18 protein-coding genes are annotated in these 15,098 nt (G+C 50.1%); all 18 read right to left on the bottom strand.

Going from position 1 to position 15,098, the window contains the following annotated elements:
- Nucleotides 1-233: 233 nt before the first annotated feature.
- Nucleotides 234-1,961, bottom strand: a complete 1,728-nt coding sequence (locus tag DXD65_RS17140) for a hypothetical protein (RefSeq protein WP_117887826.1) — start codon at nt 1,959-1,961, stop codon at nt 234-236.
- Nucleotides 1,962-1,973: 12 nt separating this feature from the next.
- Complete coding sequence (locus DXD65_RS17135; RefSeq protein WP_117887825.1) at nt 1,974-2,186, bottom strand: hypothetical protein; 213 nt, start codon at nt 2,184-2,186, stop codon at nt 1,974-1,976.
- Nucleotides 2,187-2,196: 10 nt separating this feature from the next.
- A complete protein-coding gene (locus tag DXD65_RS17130; RefSeq protein WP_005828985.1) occupies nt 2,197-2,799 on the bottom strand; it encodes a hypothetical protein in 603 nt (200 codons plus the stop codon).
- Nucleotides 2,792-3,079 carry a hypothetical protein gene (locus DXD65_RS17125; protein ID WP_005828984.1) on the bottom strand — a complete coding sequence of 96 codons (288 nt, stop codon included), beginning with the start codon at nt 3,077-3,079 and terminating at the stop codon, nt 2,792-2,794. Before DXD65_RS17125 ends, DXD65_RS17130 begins: the two co-directional genes overlap by 8 nt.
- Nucleotides 3,051-3,668: a hypothetical protein gene (locus tag DXD65_RS17120; RefSeq protein WP_005828983.1), complete on the bottom strand. Its 618-nt coding sequence runs from the start codon at nt 3,666-3,668 to the stop codon at nt 3,051-3,053. Before DXD65_RS17120 ends, DXD65_RS17125 begins: the two co-directional genes overlap by 29 nt.
- A gap of 3 nt (nt 3,669-3,671) precedes the next feature.
- Entirely contained in the window at nt 3,672-4,562 is an 891-nt protein-coding gene (locus DXD65_RS17115) for a hypothetical protein (protein WP_117887824.1), read from the bottom strand.
- A gap of 133 nt (nt 4,563-4,695) precedes the next feature.
- Nucleotides 4,696-5,298, bottom strand: a complete 603-nt coding sequence (locus DXD65_RS17110; RefSeq protein WP_035449824.1) for a hypothetical protein — start codon at nt 5,296-5,298, stop codon at nt 4,696-4,698.
- A 14-nt stretch (nt 5,299-5,312) separates the two neighbouring features.
- Nucleotides 5,313-6,545, bottom strand: coding sequence for a hypothetical protein (locus DXD65_RS17105; protein WP_117887823.1), 1,233 nt, complete (start codon nt 6,543-6,545; stop codon nt 5,313-5,315).
- A gap of 17 nt (nt 6,546-6,562) precedes the next feature.
- Nucleotides 6,563-7,678, bottom strand: coding sequence for a Clp protease ClpP (locus DXD65_RS17100; RefSeq protein WP_233556157.1), 1,116 nt, complete (start codon nt 7,676-7,678; stop codon nt 6,563-6,565).
- A gap of 124 nt (nt 7,679-7,802) precedes the next feature.
- Entirely contained in the window at nt 7,803-8,285 is a 483-nt protein-coding gene (locus DXD65_RS21340) for a hypothetical protein (protein WP_005828973.1), read from the bottom strand.
- Nucleotides 8,266-8,850 carry a hypothetical protein gene (locus tag DXD65_RS17095; protein ID WP_005828970.1) on the bottom strand — a complete coding sequence of 195 codons (585 nt, stop codon included), beginning with the start codon at nt 8,848-8,850 and terminating at the stop codon, nt 8,266-8,268. The genes DXD65_RS21340 and DXD65_RS17095 overlap by 20 nt, the downstream gene beginning before the upstream one ends.
- Before the next feature lie 579 nt (nt 8,851-9,429).
- Entirely contained in the window at nt 9,430-9,759 is a 330-nt protein-coding gene (locus tag DXD65_RS17090) for a hypothetical protein (RefSeq protein WP_005828963.1), read from the bottom strand.
- 59 nt (nt 9,760-9,818) lie between these two features.
- Nucleotides 9,819-10,139: a hypothetical protein gene (locus DXD65_RS17085; protein WP_005828961.1), complete on the bottom strand. Its 321-nt coding sequence runs from the start codon at nt 10,137-10,139 to the stop codon at nt 9,819-9,821.
- A complete protein-coding gene (locus DXD65_RS17080) occupies nt 10,139-13,192 on the bottom strand; it encodes a CHC2 zinc finger domain-containing protein (protein ID WP_005828959.1) in 3,054 nt (1,017 codons plus the stop codon). The genes DXD65_RS17085 and DXD65_RS17080 overlap by 1 nt, the downstream gene beginning before the upstream one ends.
- Nucleotides 13,193-13,247: 55 nt before the next feature.
- On the bottom strand, nt 13,248-13,589 hold the full coding sequence (locus DXD65_RS17075; RefSeq protein WP_005828958.1) for a hypothetical protein: 342 nt from the start codon (nt 13,587-13,589) through the stop codon (nt 13,248-13,250).
- 15 nt (nt 13,590-13,604) lie between these two features.
- Entirely contained in the window at nt 13,605-13,964 is a 360-nt protein-coding gene (locus DXD65_RS17070) for a hypothetical protein (protein ID WP_008664669.1), read from the bottom strand.
- Between the two features lie 23 nt (nt 13,965-13,987).
- Complete coding sequence (locus tag DXD65_RS17065; RefSeq protein WP_005828953.1) at nt 13,988-14,545, bottom strand: response regulator transcription factor; 558 nt, start codon at nt 14,543-14,545, stop codon at nt 13,988-13,990.
- Entirely contained in the window at nt 14,532-14,792 is a 261-nt protein-coding gene (locus DXD65_RS17060; RefSeq protein WP_005823526.1) for a hypothetical protein, read from the bottom strand. Before DXD65_RS17060 ends, DXD65_RS17065 begins: the two co-directional genes overlap by 14 nt.
- Nucleotides 14,793-15,098: the final 306 nt, after the last annotated feature.

Here is a 15,098-nt window from a genome sequence, read left to right as displayed (position 1 = left end):
AGTATGGATGGAGCTCTTTTCAATTAAAATACGGTGCACTTTTCAATTAGTATCTACAATCCAAAAACGCAACCAAAAGCGCAAGAAACAAGGAAATATGACAAGGAGGATGCCCCTCGGCCAGTCCTGCACACGGCGTTCTGTCCTAAAGTGCAGCGATTCCCATTGCGGACGTTGCGAGTCCTGCCATAAGCATTGCGATTGTGATTGCGGATGTATGTGTATGAGGTGAATCAGATACGTGCGTCCACGAATCCGTATGCCTGCCTGAGTAGGTGCCCGTACTTCGTCCATACACGCTTATCCACCGCATCACCGAAGTGGGTGGCTTCTTCCGGAAGGATGGACTGGTTACGCTCGCTGCGCTTATCCTTGGCAAAACGCCCCTCGCGGTCCTCGATGACACGCGTATTGTTCATGGAGATGAGTGTATATTTGCATTTCGAGCCGTTGAAACGCTTCTTCGGGAACCGTTCGTCTTTCTCTGCCAGGATGGAAGCCCAGAGCAGGTACTTGTCATGCTGCGGCGGCTCCATGCCCGCATGGGTGTGTTGTTCCACCGTCCACCCGTGTTTCTCCAGACGCTCGATGGCAAGCTCGTTGTAGGACTTCTTGTTGTTGGCACGGTGTGCATCCCCGTAACGGTCACGGTAATAATGCAGGTGTTTGTTGATATGGTTACGGTAGTAGTGGCAGAACTTGTCCATCAGCGCGTTCACCATGGTGTCATCCTCTTCATCACGCTTGACGAAGAACTCGTTGATGTTGTTGTCCACCGGCTCACGTGTCAGCATCTTCGTCACGAAGTCATAGTTGCGCTCCTGCGCCACTTCCAGGAATGAAGCGGCACTACCCCAGTCGGGTGTCAGCTCTATCGGCTGGTTGGGATTGCAGTCCAGGTCACGCCGGCTGTCATCGTTATTGGCAAGCTGCTGCCAGTTGTAGTTATGATCTTCGGCAAAGTCACGGATATAGTCGTCATTGGTCGCATTGTAATAGATATGGCGTTCATCCAACTGGTAGTAGCAGCTGTCAATCTTATCCACCATGAAGTTTAGGATCTCTATCATGAAGGAAAGTTTATCCATCACCTTGTACTGGTTTAGGATATAGTTCATGCCCACATTGGCGATGTTGTCGAAGATGGAGCCAAGGATAAAGAGCGTGCCGTCACGTGAAACGAACGGCGTGATACTTTGCCTGAGACGGACGGTCTCGTTCCAGATCTCCTTGAACAGTCCGGCGTCATTCGCAATCCTTGCATCAATGAGCTGCATCTGTAACCGCACAATCCTGTTCCAGACATCAAACAGCCGGATGCCGCGTTCTTCTTCATAATACTTGGCCGGTTCAAGCAACCATTTCTGTTCAGGCGTGTACGGCATGGAGGAGAGGAAGGTGTTGCCGTGGTGCTTCAGCACCGGATGCTCCGACTTGCGCCCGAAGATATGCTCATTGCCACGGTTGGTCGGCGCCGCCTCCTGGTCGAACTTCTCCTTGTCGAGTGTCAGCGCTTCATCGGTGATGTTGTAGTCCGCATTCGGACCGCGGCTGTTGCCGCCCTGGGTAAGTATGTAGAGCATATGCCCGTTACTGAAGCTGATACCATACTCAAACGACATGATGTGCTCGTAAGGTTTATACCATCCCTCAATAGGTTTGCGACAAACCACATAGTCACCGGTCTTGCTGACCGGATCCCACTGCTTATAACCGAGCATCTCCAGCATCTTGAACGCTGAAGGCAGGGTTTTAGTCAACGCCTGCCCAATGGTGGCCTGGGTGAGCGTAGTAATCCCTCGCGGCATGAGCCGGATGTTGTCATCTATCACGGCACCGGTAATGAATGATTTACCCGTGGCACGCGAGTAGATGACATATCCGTTCTTGTACGGCATCACGAGAAATGCCGCCTGCGCCGGATTGACCTGTATGACCTCTTCCCAGACATTTTCGTCCATTGTCCTGCCGTATCAATATCGTGGGAAAACAATGTAGTTCACACCTTCGGAGGAAGTCATGCGGGGCATGTCCTGCCCGGTGTCAGCCAGCAGCTGCGGCAACTCTTCCGGCCTGAACCTGGCGGATACGGTACAGACAATCTGTGTCTTGCTGACCGATACCATATCAATGTGCTTATGGTCAACCAGGTAAGAGATGAGTCGTTTGTTTGTCAATTTTTTCATGGGTAATCTGTTATGAGTTCATTATTTCTTCAGCTTGTGCGTCGTCGATAGGCGTGTACATCGAATCCACCAGAACCTTCTGCTCTTCCTGGGAAAGGTTGCGGACGGCATTTAGGGGAATATCCACCTTTTGCCCCATACTGTTGATCTGGATGTAGAATACGTTCTTCTCCATGCGTCGCGGGTCCTCGACGGAAGCCGGCTTCTCACCAATCATCTGATGCAGCACTTTCTTGGCGTTGTTCCATTGCTTGAGATCACCTTTGAGCTTGCAATCCCGGATAAGCTGAATCTGGTCCTTGATCATCCAGGCATACCAGAAGTCCCAGTCGAACTGGTGCTGTGTCTTGAACAGCTCTTTTGCCAGGGCGATGTCCTTCCTTATCTGGGTACGCGAGATACGGTATTTTGCCAGCATGATGTTGATGATGTGGCTCTCGTTCGGATAGTCATCCAAAAGACGTGCTATCTGCAGCACCCGGTTGCACTGCACACGCAGATGCTCCGGCAGCGGACTGTTCTCCGGGTCGATGATGTGCTGCTGTATAAGGTCGTAGGATTGCTCCTCCAGTGCGGCCTTGCTTTTGGATGCCGTCAGACGGTTGTTATTCATACTCAAGATACTGCTGTTGCGATTTGATGAACTTGATAAGCTCCTGCTGTGCCGGGTTGCTGCCATTGACGGCCGACTTGATGAGTGACTCCCGGAGTTCAACCGTCTGGCGAAGATGCCCCCGGTAGAAGGCGGTCCGGACTTCGGTGCCCGGTGTGCGGAGTTCCGCGAGAAAGTCCGTCTCATCGGCACCTATATTGATGGCTATCAGCCCCGGAGGGATCAAACGATAGGCCATCTTCTCTATCTCCTCACGTTGTTCCTGAGTCAAATTCATCATTCAGCATTTTAAAGTCAAAATCAAAAATATCTCTGCCGGTATGGATGATTCCACGTTCCAGCTTCGGGTTGTGCGTGGCGTTCTGGCTGCCCACTACGGTAATCTTCCAGTCCTCGTTATACAGCAGCGCCACCTTCGCATGAAGCGCGAGGCAACGGTAGCAGTCCGGGAACGTGGTCACCAGATAATCGAACGGTTTGGGTGATATGCTGCGCACCCGGTTGTCTATCAGGAACCGCACTGACAACAGCTCGCCCGTTTCCACCTTCCGATGAATCGCCGCAATGCTGTCCATGGAGATGGAATAGGTGGTAAGCAGCAGGTGTGCCGGTCCCGTCTGTCTGAGAATATAGAAAATCAACTGGATCAGGTTGAACGCCCCTGAAGAGTAGAAATGCTTGTCCCTGCCGGGTACCAGCACCCCCATGGCGTCCGGATGCAGCAGCTTCTCCGCAGCCAGGTCGTGGCCGGAGGCTGCCGCATCCGTTCGGCGGATGTAGCCTGTCGGGTATCGGTCTCCCTGCATAGGACTTACTGCATCATCCGCCGGCATCATCTTATTCTCAATCTCGCTGCAACAGACCAACATAACCTATTGCAGTTCTGCCAAACGATATTCTATCCTTTCCACCAGTGCTTCCTGGGCAGCCACCTTCTTCTCGTATTTCACGCGTTTGGGGCAGTCGGGAAGGGGATTCTCCTTGCCGTCCTTGGGCTTGCTTTCCGAAGAGTACAGCAGCATGTTCCTTGCCTTGGTAATCTTGCTCTTGGCATTGGATTTCGCTTTCCTCAGCTCTTCCACGGATAGGGAACTGATGTCGGTCTCGTCCTCTTCCTTTTCCGGATTTTCTTCGGGGGTATCCGCTTTTTTGTAGAGTTCGTCCAGCTGCTCTTCAGTCGGCAGTTCCCTGTCCTGCTCGAACTGCCTTTTGATGGCAGCCAGCAGTGTCATGCGGTTGGAGAGAAAGGCTATACGGGCGACAATATCCTTGCGCTGCGTGCATACAGCCTGCGTGTTTGTCTCACCCAGTCCGGCAAGCATCCGGTGCTGGCGTGAACGTTCGTTGTAGCATTCCCGGAAGTCATAGATGATTTTGGCCATCACCGGAGGATAGGCGGGCTGTTCGTCCGCTTCACGCGCCAGTTCCCTCTCCGCAACGGCGACAATGGCGGCAGCCGTCTCTTCGGGAACCGTCTCGGAACGCCCGTCATTGCCCGGCATTGCATCATCTGCCAGGTCCACATCCTCAAAGCGCGGATCATCCGGATGGTACCACACCTTGATCATCTGCCGGATCTCGTATTCCAGCTTCTCGCGGGTATGCGGCTTTTCGCCCTGGCGTGCCAGACGTGCGGCGACAAACCCCTTATATCCAGAACGGGTCAGGATATTCACACCGGTGCTGTAATCACGTTTCTGCGAGTTCAGCCACTTGATGCCGTCCCTGCGCGCCTCAATGTAGCTCTGTGTAATCTTTGACATTGTATGTACGTTGTTTTTTGATGATACGCAAAGCTATTGCGATTTTTGTTGCCGGAATAGGACAAAACAAAATGTCCGCCCCTGCGTGAGAGCGAGAGACGGACATGAACAACCAATCATGAACAAAAAAGTCTTATGGAACTTCTGATGCGGCTTTTACAGTCAGGATGTCCTCCGTGTCTCCCTCATACACACATTTGCGCGGTGCGGTAAAGGTGTAGTGGAGGGTGTTCTGGTTGCGGGCAGTGGAGCTTGCTCCGGTAGTGGCACCATCACCCGACGCACGGAGCGCGCCGCGCCGCTTGTCACCCATCAGGTAGTTCGTGCCGTTGTTGTCGGTCACGATAAAGAACATCTTGCGCCCTTTGGTCGCATTCTCGAAACCGAATATCTTCTTCCGCATCTTGGCCGAAATGATATTCAGGTCCATCAGGAACGATTCCCCGCCGCTTTCTCCCTGGTCGGTAATCTTGAACTCGGCCAGCTCGTCGGTGAAATCCATCTTGTATGCCCTGCAGCCTTCCTTCATGACCAGGTCACCGACCAATGTACCGGCTTCTTCAAGAGAAAGAGGGGATTCCGTCTTTTTCGGGTAGTCCGGCCAGGTCGCCACATCCGCATGATAACCGAAGATGACGGACGGTATGATACCGCCCATGTTGTCCTGGTTCTCGCAGTCCATTGCCTCGTTGATGTCATCAAGGGCAATACATAATTTAGGGTCTACTTCTGCCATAATCACGCCATTTTTTAAGATTTAACAACGTATGTACCCGTCACTTTCTCTACTGCACCCGCAGCGGGCGTCTTCTTCTGCACGGCAGGAGTGGTGTATCCGGCAGCCTCCAGGAACTCGACGGTATATTCCTTTCCACCGGGAACAGCCACATACGTGCCGGACTCACGCCAGGCTTCCTCGCCCTGGATACGCCATTTGCCTCCGTTGTTGGCCGCTTCATCCGGCGTAATGGTCACTTCAATGTATCCGAACGGATTGGTCCCTTCCGGGTCCACCGGACGGTCGTTGACGCAGAACTCGGACTTGTGCACAGACACGAACTGGAAGCCGATTACATACTTGCCCGCAGCATCGAACGTATAGGGATTGCCGGACATGAACGGCTTGATGGACTTGAAGTCGCTCTCCTTGTCAAAGCCGTAGCATACGTTCTCCTTGGTGGTCAGCATGACGAACTGGCTGCCGTCGGGAAGGTTCGGAACGCGCACCAGCTCACAACGGTTGTTGGAACCAAGCAGGTGCTGCGTGTCGGAAGTGTCCTCCTTGAGTCCGATGACAATGGTGCCTTCGTCCTTGCGCCAGTCATCGTACATGTCGCCCAGATCGTCGGAAATGAACATCTTGATGTTCTTCTTGCGCTTGAAAGTGCGCGGCATGTGGCGCCACATTTCCAGCAGCTTCTCCCCGATATTGGCGCGGGACAGTTCACCGGTCGCATAAACGTTTCCCTCGGCACTGGAGATGTCCCCGACAGCTTCGCCTTCAGTGATAATGGTACCGATACCGTCGAAAGAGTCTTGAATGTCCGTCTTTTCTTCATCCGCACTGTATTTTGCCGTGAAAATGGCAAACAGCAGGTCATTGGATGCCAGTTCGTGCCCGTGGTTGATCAGCCACAGCTCGAACGGGTGTTCCTTGCGGAGTGTACCGGGAACCTCGGCAATGTAGGTGCGTCGGTAGCGCTCAGGCTCGTCGGACATCTCCATTACAACGGGACGCACTACCAGACGTCGGGGAACAATCTTGCCCAGATACTTTCCGGCAGTGAACTTTCCGGTGTACTTGCCGGAGATGCTTCCGCCCTCCACCTTGCCCAGTTCAAGGGAGTCGGTTATGCCCGGTACCGGAGTGAAATGTCTCAACACCTCTGAGGCGTCGAGCTTGTCGACCGCCTTCAGGATGTCCTTGTGCTTTTTTACCGCGGTCAGAACGGCGGTAATGTCAATAGGTGCTTTAAAATCCATAATAGAATAGTTTAGTGTTACTCATTCTCAAAACTGTTGATCGGGTCTGTGGCGATGTCCGCAAACTTGTTGTCTTCGTTCGCTTCCCGATGGCTGTCGGTACCCGTTCCGGGTATTTTGGCGACAATGTCACGGATAACTTGTACCTTGGCCTTGTTGTCGGCGGCATTCTTGATGCTGTCACTCAGGCTGTCAAGGTCATTCACGACTGCCGTCAGACTGTTTTCGGCAGTCTCCTTGGCAGTGTTGGCGACAGCCAGGTCATTCTCTGCCTTGGCCTTCGCTTCGTTGGCGGCCTTGACGGCGTCATTGATGGCCTGCAGATTCTCTACGGTAAGCAACATCTTGCCGTCTTTTTCCTCAATGCCTTCGCTGTTGAGGATCTGGTTGATGAAAGTAAATTCTTTACGCATAACTGTATTTGAATTAGAAATGTCAGTCTTGTTGCCGGTAGGAAACAGCCCTTTGATACCGTCGATAATCTGGGAGACCAAGTTTTTGTCACGGCCTTCCGGTTCCGGCTTCTCCTCCGAATCGATAGCCGGCAACGGTATACCAAGCGCGGTGAAGCAGTCGGTCATTTCATTGGTCACCTGCGGCTTTTTATGGGTACCGGGAATGATCTTGTCTATGAATCCCCATTCCTTGGCTTCGGCGGCAGGCATCCAGCGTTCCTCTTCCATCAAGGTGATAATGTCCTTCAGGCTTTTGCCGCTACGGTTGATGTACTTCTGTGCAATCATCAGGTCAATGGCTTCCGCGCTCTTCTTCTTGTTCTGCAGTTCCTTGATGGTGTCCTCCAACTGGTCCGCATTGAGCTGGCCCCAGATGTCCACTCCCAGGCTGCATTTATGCGCCAGCCACATGCCGTCCTCGTGCATCTCGATGGACTTGGCACCGAATGCCAGTACAGTGGCTGCCGAAGCGTTGAAGCTGATGAACTCCACCGTCACATTGCCGTGCTCGGCCATCAGGGCGGACATGGCAACCGCTTCGGCCACATCACCGCCATAACTGGAAACCTTCAGGCGTACGGGCTGGCCTTTGGCCTTGTCAAGAAAGTATTTCAGATAATTTTTATTGTACCAATACCGATCAATCGTTCCGAATAATGTGATAACTGTCTCGTTCATAAAACTTATTTTTGCGCAAAGAAAAACGCAAAAAAAACGGTACCCAAGGACATCGGGTACCGACGGTAAGCAGATAAACGTTTGAACGAAAGCGTGTTGTGTGTCGGCAGAGGAAGCCGTACGGCTATATTTCCTCCATGTTTTCAATATAGGAGGTCGGTTCATCCTGGATGCAGGTGAACGTGAATGAGGTACCGTTCCGTTCCGACACGGAACGTCCGCTTGTCTTGTTCGTGTTGAACAGCATGAGTGCGTCCTCCTGCCCGCACCAATGGACCACCCCGTTGCCGTCCACTGCCAGTACATACCACAAGCCACGCTCCAGCGTCTCCATTAAATGATGATTCACTGAGGAAAGTTTTGGAATCACCCCTTCGACCGACACATTCCAGCAATCCCCCGCATCATTCACCTCCTTGTCCTCATTATAGGAATAGGTGTCATTGGCATATACCGGTATGGAAACAATATCCTCCCGGTTGCGGAGTTCCAGATAGTTCAGACCGGCGGCATAGTCCTTACGGATTTGCACGAACGAGGCCGGAGGCACGGCAATCACCTGCAACAATCCTCCGACGTTTTCAAAATCATAATGCATTGCTTTCATAAGTCATTTTTCCCTGCTGGGAAATTGTCCCGAATTCGGACAACTTCCCCAAAATTATACGGTTAATAAAGTCTAAAATCGTGGTATTCTCCACCGTTTTCCTATATCCATGCCGGTTATACTCCCTGCGGATAGTCTCATAAGACCAGGTGTCGTCATCAAAGCCGAAGCTGTTCTGAAAGTTGCGGATGGCGGTCGAGAGTGGGATTCCGATACTGACATGGGTGTCGAGATAGAGGAAAAGCATCTGCTTGATCCGTCTTTCCACCTTGCTGCCGAACGCCACCACTTCGGTATTCGACATCGCCCATCCGTATCGGTAGAAGTCATCACGGCGTATCTCCACCGCCACGTTGGCGGTATATCGTGCCAGGTTCCGGTATCTGTTCTCGTATCGTCCGGGTTTTGCAAGCCTGGAAAGGAAGTCGTTCTGTAGCTCCTTGTCCGGGGACAGATTGACTATTTCGGTCCAGGTGTCGTCCGGGGCATTGAAATTGTACAGCAGGAATTGCTTGACATAAGGCTTGCAAGGGAGCCAACACACAAATCGGTCTTTCTTTGTCATTTAAAGCATTGATTTTTATACAAATATACAAAATACCGATAATATAGCCAAGGCCTTATACGGATATAGTATAAAAATCGTGCGACAGTGCTTTTGTACATGGTTTATCTTTTATATTGTTGAATGTCAGGCTGTTATAAGTGTACAAAAAGCGTACAAAACCGTACTAATTCTTTCGTTTGCGTACTTTTTGCCGTTTTTTGAAGAAAAGTACAATTCGTGCGCTATTCGTGCACGATTCGTGCGGAATTTGTACGCTTATAAATATTTGTATATCAGAATAATATGTACTTAATTCCGCACATCCGTACGAATGCACGATTTTTTCTCTGTTTTTTAAGGTAGTCCAATTTTAAAAAGAAGAATAAAAAAAGAATAATATACCCCCTCCGGGAATTCTCATGTCTGTTGCCACTTCCATGCACGTTTGTCCGAATCGTTATTATGACGGGTTGGGGGGAGGGGGGAAGGGGCAGAAGAAAAAACTGCATCCGGCTGTACTCACGCACAGCCGGATGCAGACAAATACCTAATATGCACTTTCAAGAATACTCCGCATTGTGTTTTCCGGGAATGTCATCACGGAAAATCTTCCGGATAGAACACCTTGCAGATGAATTCATATTCACGGGGAATGGAACGGACTCCTACAGCCACACACAAGCCTCGCGCCGCCATTTCATACAAGCGCTGGTTGGTGAGTACGGCTCCACGGAAATTGTAGCTGCTGCAGAAAACGAAATAGGCCGTCGCCAGGTCTATGCCGTAGATGTCGTTCGATATGATTTTCGCTGCATCCGAAGGGATGAGTGCGAAACCGAGCCGTACTGCCAGGCGGCTCAACAGTCTCTTGCGTTCAGCCGGTTCCGGAGAAACGACCACCAATATTTTGTGCTCTTTTTTCAGCATGATTGTTTGCGTAATTCGTTGAAAATATGTATCTTTACATCATAATAAATTGACATATTCTATCCCTTTCTCCATTTCGGGATGAAGCGGTTCCCGGAAGGTTTAAAGCCGGTTGTCCGCCGCACATACTCCATATCATCCGACAGTTCCAATTGTCCTGCATACTTGTCGTAAGGCTGTTCCGCAATGAGAGTCTTCACGATGTCCCGGAACAGTTCCAGGTCTTTTTCCCGGCAACGGTCTGAGATACGGAACCGGCAGCCTTCCGGCAGATCGACACACATCAGATACACCGCATCATAGAACGCCATGAAACGTTCGGGCGCCATCTCGTAGAGCGGCATAAGTCTGGCCATGATACTGGAATGTGTCTCGCTCATCAGAATGCAAGTTTGTTGTCCGGATTGCCAACCGGTAGTTCATGCGGGTCACTCTGGGGTGTCTGCTCTCCGGCTGTCTTGCCTATGGTGAAATACTCCACTCCTCCGGACTTGTCATCTATAACCGGTTTCCCGTCCTTGTCCAGGAAGAGAGGCAGACCGCTTTTGGCGTCATACTTGTGTGGGTTGAACACCCAGCCCTTCCATTCGCAGTATTTTTTTATCTTGTCCTTGAAGGCGGTGGAAGTGATGTACTTGCGTTGCTGCGGATCATAGTTGCAGAAATTGTCATAAATCTCCTTGCGTGGGGTACGGCGACAGTGCTCCTCGCTGCTGAAGTATTCGTCCGCCCAGGATATGATGGTCTCGCCAATCTCCTGCCTTAGCTTACGCTGCTGCAGGCGTTCGCCCGGTGCCTGCACGACCCCGAATTTAAGATAGAGCTGTATGCAGTTGGCCAGCATGTTCCAGGTCAGGTTCCACTGGGTGAAGTCCCATTCGGAAAAGAACAGTACCCCGAAATCATCCATGGGCTTGTGCTTGTCATTATAAAAATCGGAGAAGGCTATCAGCCATTGCCTGTCGGTATAGCTGGAACCGGTACCGCGGATGGCATGATTGGTGGGGATATATACTTTGGGTGATTTGGCGAACGGATAAGTGATACGTGCGCCCCCCTTTTTGTTCACAGTCCAGTCTCCGGTGAGATTGGGGAACAGAAACTCGAAGTTGAAGTTCAGCATGACATCGTCGATGAATACCAGGCGTGTCCGTTCGTCGATGTCATTCCAGATAAAGCTGTCGTTGAAGATGTCCGTCCGTTTCCCGGATATATAGACTGTATCGACAACCTGGCGCATCAGCTCACCGACAAGTGACTTGCCGCTGCGTCCGTTGCTGTCACCGACTTCCGACTGCTTGCCGTCCATGCCGATAACGGCACGTGTCACGTTCGCGTCCTTGCATTCCATCAGCATGTAGCCGATGGCGCACATCTTAGAAAGCAGATGAAGATTGTTTTCAAAGATTTCACTCTCCTCAATCTCTTCCGGCCTCTTTCTCCAGGTGAAATTGCTGGTATTGATAAGGAACTGGAGATAGTGGCATTTCCTGCCTTCCGGAGAGAGTTCGTAGTCATACCTGCCGTCCTTCTCCCTGAATATAATGAGGGGGTGGCCGAGGTACCTGGCATCGGTGTTCTTCCGTTGTTCATCCCATATCTGGTGGGTGATGCTTTCATATCCCACTTCCTTGACCTCATGCTGGGTGATGTGCCAGCAACGGTCACGGAAATAGAAATATTGCTCGTCACGGGACGGGGAGATGAAGTTCGGTTGGATGAAGGCGAGCCTTGACATCTGGAACGGTCCGACGTATTGCGAGCCTCCCTTGAGTAGCTGGTTGTTGACGAAACGGCTGCAGTTCTGTTCGGCAAAGGCGAACATGAAATCGCGTGCGTCTTCCACGTCAATGGTGCGGACTACCGGCGGCTCCAGATGGATATATGTCCAGAGTTTGGTATCGAGCAGGCGGTAACGGCCGATACCCCGGTTCTGGAAAAAGGTCTTGGCGGCCACATAATCATATTCAAACACCGGCACCCTGTTACCGTTCGTTTCCTTGTAGTCCTCATTCCAGAACTTCTCATCCTCATCATAGGGTAGGGCAGATACCAATTTGCCGTTCTCGTCAAACTTCCAGGCATAGCGACCAAAGATAAATTCCGGAAGCTCCTGCAGGACCTCGCGGTGCTGCTCGGCAAATTTTTCATGGCTGTGCAGGTTCCATAATTCCCGTAGTTTCTGGTCATTCCATGTGGTGATTTTGAACACTTCCACATACTTTCCCATTCCGGACTTCTCGTTGCAGGCAAATTCCAGGTCTTCGGCCAGTTCCTCTTCATGACCGGCCAGCTTATCGGCCAAGAGGTCGTCCACTCCCTTGTCGCCTTCATCGTTCTTGTTGATGTGGCCAATGAATATTTCCACCATGATACCGCGGTTCTTCAGCATACGCATATATTCCTTGAAGTTTCGGGCAGCGGAGAAGAAACTGCGTGGTCGAAAATCAACTGGAGCATTGAACTTAATGTTACGGGAGAGGTCATTCCAGTCCGCATCAAAAATGAAAGCCACTTCCTTGACTCCGCAGACAGTGATTATCTTGACAAGATCCTCCGGCAACGCCCCTTTCTGTCCCAGGTTCTGGATGCCGCTGACCGCTATGGAGGGGATACCGTGCTTGCATGCCTTTTCCGCTTTCTTTTCTCCTTCCTGGATGTAGAGTCTTGGGAACTGCTCTTTCCTCTTGTACATCTGCCTCATGCGTTCCGGGATGTATATGGGCGTACCGCTGCCGGCAGGAGACTTGTACTTGAACGGTTTCCCTTCCTTGTCCCGGTGTTCTTCCGGGAATTGCCAGCGGACGCGGTAATACACTTTGAGTTCCTGCTTGCCACGCCCCGGCAGCTTACGGGTATAAGTGACCGGCATGCCGTCCAGGTCGTAATATTCGATGATGACATCATCCCCGTCAACGATATTGCCGTATTCGTCAACGGTTCCCGGACGGAAAGTCTTCGCCTCGAAAATGCTCTGTGTATCTCCCTTCTTGAAGATATGTGCCGTCACGTCCTGATAGGTCAGACCGCTGTCAGCAAGCATACGGGCGCAGAATGTATCGACACTTTCTCCCTTGGCCTCCTTGCTCCGTTTCTTCATTTTTGTGGGTTTGGAAGGTTTCTTCTCCGGTTTGGGGTCCAGCAATACATTGAATTTGCGCGCCAGGTAATCGCATGCCTCCAGGAATTGCATGTCTTCTGCCCTCTGCAGATAGTCCAGCGGTTCTTTGCCTTTTATATCCGGGCAACTGAAGCATTTGAAAATCTGTTTGGCCGGAGAGATATGTAACTTCTCTTGTCCATGGCATTTAGGGCATTCGCATTTATATTCGGCCCCCCGTTTGCGTAGTTCGTGGAAGTCACCGATAACATCAAGGAGCCTGCCTTTGGAAGCCTCCTTGATTCGTTTTATATCGTCTTGAGTAAAGTACATAGTTCTGTATATTGCCGCTACGAATTACACTGTTTCCGGGTTCGGATGGTAGGACTTAAATCTTGCCGAGAAACAGCAAATACGTATCGAGTTCATTTTTCAGTCGGGCATTCTCATTCCTGAGCTGCTCTATCGTGTTGTTCCGGCAGGAAACAGCCTGGTGCAGCCGGCTGATTTCCTGCGAGTAATCAATCTGTTTCTCACTCTTTTCCACCTTCTTCAGCAGTCTTTGCTTTACTTTGCCTATTTCCTGCTCAAGATAGGCGTTCCGCTTTAACAGACTTCTGACTTGGGCCTCCATATGAATAGTGCGCTGCCGCTCCCTACGGTAATCCTTGAGCAGGTATTTGAATAAAGTTCCGATAGGGATATATGGTGTAAGATTTTCTTCCGTCATATGTTGTGGTGATTATCAAGAATGAGATTGGTGTGCCTTAAAACCATCGAGGAACATTTCGGCCATCACTATATTGATTCCGTGATGCTCCTTGAGGTTTTCTGGACGTCCGGTCAATGTCATGCTCAAATTCTCCTTATCATAATCACGCTCCACATCGAAGTATAATTCCTGCCCTCTGTCATCATGGAAAGTAATCCGGCACCTTTCCACCAATCCCCCCAGTTCTGAAGAGTCTAACCACAAGTCCGGCTTTTTATCTACCTTCAGATGACAGTAGCGGTGTACCTTGCCACTTTTTCTGATTAACTCCACTTCGACGATTGTCGCTACCTGATTGGTACGCAGAATGCGTACTTTCTGACCTTTCTTCATTGATATTTCTTTTTTATTGGTATTCATTTCATCTGGTTCTGATGCCAGTAAGAAATCATCTCACTCACATTATGAACCTTGATTTTCGCTTTGATATTCTCCCGATGGCGGTTCACCGTATAAGGTGATATGTGCAGTTCCGCTGCAATATCATCCGTCTGGCAATTGGAAGCGATGAGTCTGAAAACATTCATCTCACGGGCGGTTAGTGCCGTGTCAAGTTCCGGGCGACAAATCACTCCCTCATGTTCGCACTCACCTCGTAGTGGGCACTTTACCTCCTCGAATACGAATTGTCCATCCTTATTGATGTCAAGGTTGTATTGGTCATACTCGCCGAAGTTGCAGCGGATGAAGCGGTGAACTACCCGGAATTCATAATGCCACCTATTCATTGTACTACTGGAGTAAAGTTGCATTAACCTGGCATGTGCTTTCGGGTATCTGTCCCTGATGACAGCAAGCATGTACTCGATGGTCGGGCGGTTGTCCTCACAAAGCACAACTGCCGCATGCCCAAGTTCTTTAATCATCACATCACCTTCGGGGGTGTTGTAGAACTCGATGTTAGTTATCGGCATGAATTTCACAACGTGATGAGTTTGTAATATGTGCTTGCTCCATTTCGCGAACTTGAACTATAGCTTTGCGAATTAGTGAGGGATAAAATGTACCTTGTACATCTACTTTGTACCCACTTGTGAATTCAAAGTGTGCATAAATCTGCTCTGGAGTGTATTTCACATCGCAGACTTTTAATTCTACCTTGAAAAACTCAAAATCCGCATAGGGATTACCACCGAAGGGTATTCTTTTAAATTCCTCCATAATTTGATTGGTTCTTAATTTTGTTGAATTATGAAAATGTTCTCATATAGTTCTCTTTCCAAAGGTTTGAAGGAGTCTTTTCTTAACTTGTCGTAGAATGTAATCAATGACATACCGCTTCTTCTTAGGAACTCATCACGGAGCCTCAGTCTCGTGCTTTTCTCCATCTGGTCGTAATGGTACTTGGGTACCATTTTTTGCTTTTTCTCTTCCATAATCTTAAATATTACGATTGTTATTATTATATTTATAACGCAAAGGTTTAAAATAATAGTCTAATATCAAAATATTAATCCTATTATTTTA

It is taken from the genome of Bacteroides sp. 4_1_36 (assembly GCF_003466325.1).
GTDB classification, from domain to species: domain Bacteria; phylum Bacteroidota; class Bacteroidia; order Bacteroidales; family Bacteroidaceae; genus Bacteroides; species Bacteroides uniformis.
This window is presented reverse-complemented; position numbering and strand designations above follow the sequence as displayed.

Bases quoted from the DNA above. Each gene is read 5' to 3' on its own strand.
- DXD65_RS17065 (WP_005828953.1), bottom strand. From the start codon at position 14,545: ATGCCGATAACTAACATCGAGTTCTACAACACCCCCGAAGGTGATGTG.
- DXD65_RS17125 (WP_005828984.1), bottom strand. From the start codon at position 3,079: ATGATGAATTTGACTCAGGAACAACGTGAGGAGATAGAGAAGATGGCC.
- DXD65_RS17110 (WP_035449824.1), bottom strand. From the start codon at position 5,298: ATGGCAGAAGTAGACCCTAAATTATGTATTGCCCTTGATGACATCAAC.
- DXD65_RS17135 (WP_117887825.1), bottom strand. From the start codon at position 2,186: ATGAAAAAATTGACAAACAAACGACTCATCTCTTACCTGGTTGACCAT.
- DXD65_RS17130 (WP_005828985.1), bottom strand. From the start codon at position 2,799: ATGAATAACAACCGTCTGACGGCATCCAAAAGCAAGGCCGCACTGGAG.
- DXD65_RS17100 (WP_233556157.1), bottom strand. From the start codon at position 7,678: ATGAACGAGACAGTTATCACATTATTCGGAACGATTGATCGGTATTGG.
- DXD65_RS17080 (WP_005828959.1), bottom strand. From the start codon at position 13,192: ATGTACTTTACTCAAGACGATATAAAACGAATCAAGGAGGCTTCCAAA.
- DXD65_RS17120 (WP_005828983.1), bottom strand. From the start codon at position 3,668: ATGTTGGTCTGTTGCAGCGAGATTGAGAATAAGATGATGCCGGCGGAT.
- DXD65_RS17085 (WP_005828961.1), bottom strand. From the start codon at position 10,139: ATGAGCGAGACACATTCCAGTATCATGGCCAGACTTATGCCGCTCTAC.
- DXD65_RS17115 (WP_117887824.1), bottom strand. From the start codon at position 4,562: ATGTCAAAGATTACACAGAGCTACATTGAGGCGCGCAGGGACGGCATC.
- DXD65_RS17075 (WP_005828958.1), bottom strand. From the start codon at position 13,589: ATGACGGAAGAAAATCTTACACCATATATCCCTATCGGAACTTTATTC.
- DXD65_RS17140 (WP_117887826.1), bottom strand. From the start codon at position 1,961: ATGGACGAAAATGTCTGGGAAGAGGTCATACAGGTCAATCCGGCGCAG.
- DXD65_RS17095 (WP_005828970.1), bottom strand. From the start codon at position 8,850: ATGACAAAGAAAGACCGATTTGTGTGTTGGCTCCCTTGCAAGCCTTAT.
- DXD65_RS17105 (WP_117887823.1), bottom strand. From the start codon at position 6,545: ATGGATTTTAAAGCACCTATTGACATTACCGCCGTTCTGACCGCGGTA.
- DXD65_RS17060 (WP_005823526.1), bottom strand. From the start codon at position 14,792: ATGGAGGAATTTAAAAGAATACCCTTCGGTGGTAATCCCTATGCGGAT.
- DXD65_RS17070 (WP_008664669.1), bottom strand. From the start codon at position 13,964: ATGAAGAAAGGTCAGAAAGTACGCATTCTGCGTACCAATCAGGTAGCG.
- DXD65_RS17090 (WP_005828963.1), bottom strand. From the start codon at position 9,759: ATGCTGAAAAAAGAGCACAAAATATTGGTGGTCGTTTCTCCGGAACCG.
- DXD65_RS21340 (WP_005828973.1), bottom strand. From the start codon at position 8,285: ATGAAAGCAATGCATTATGATTTTGAAAACGTCGGAGGATTGTTGCAG.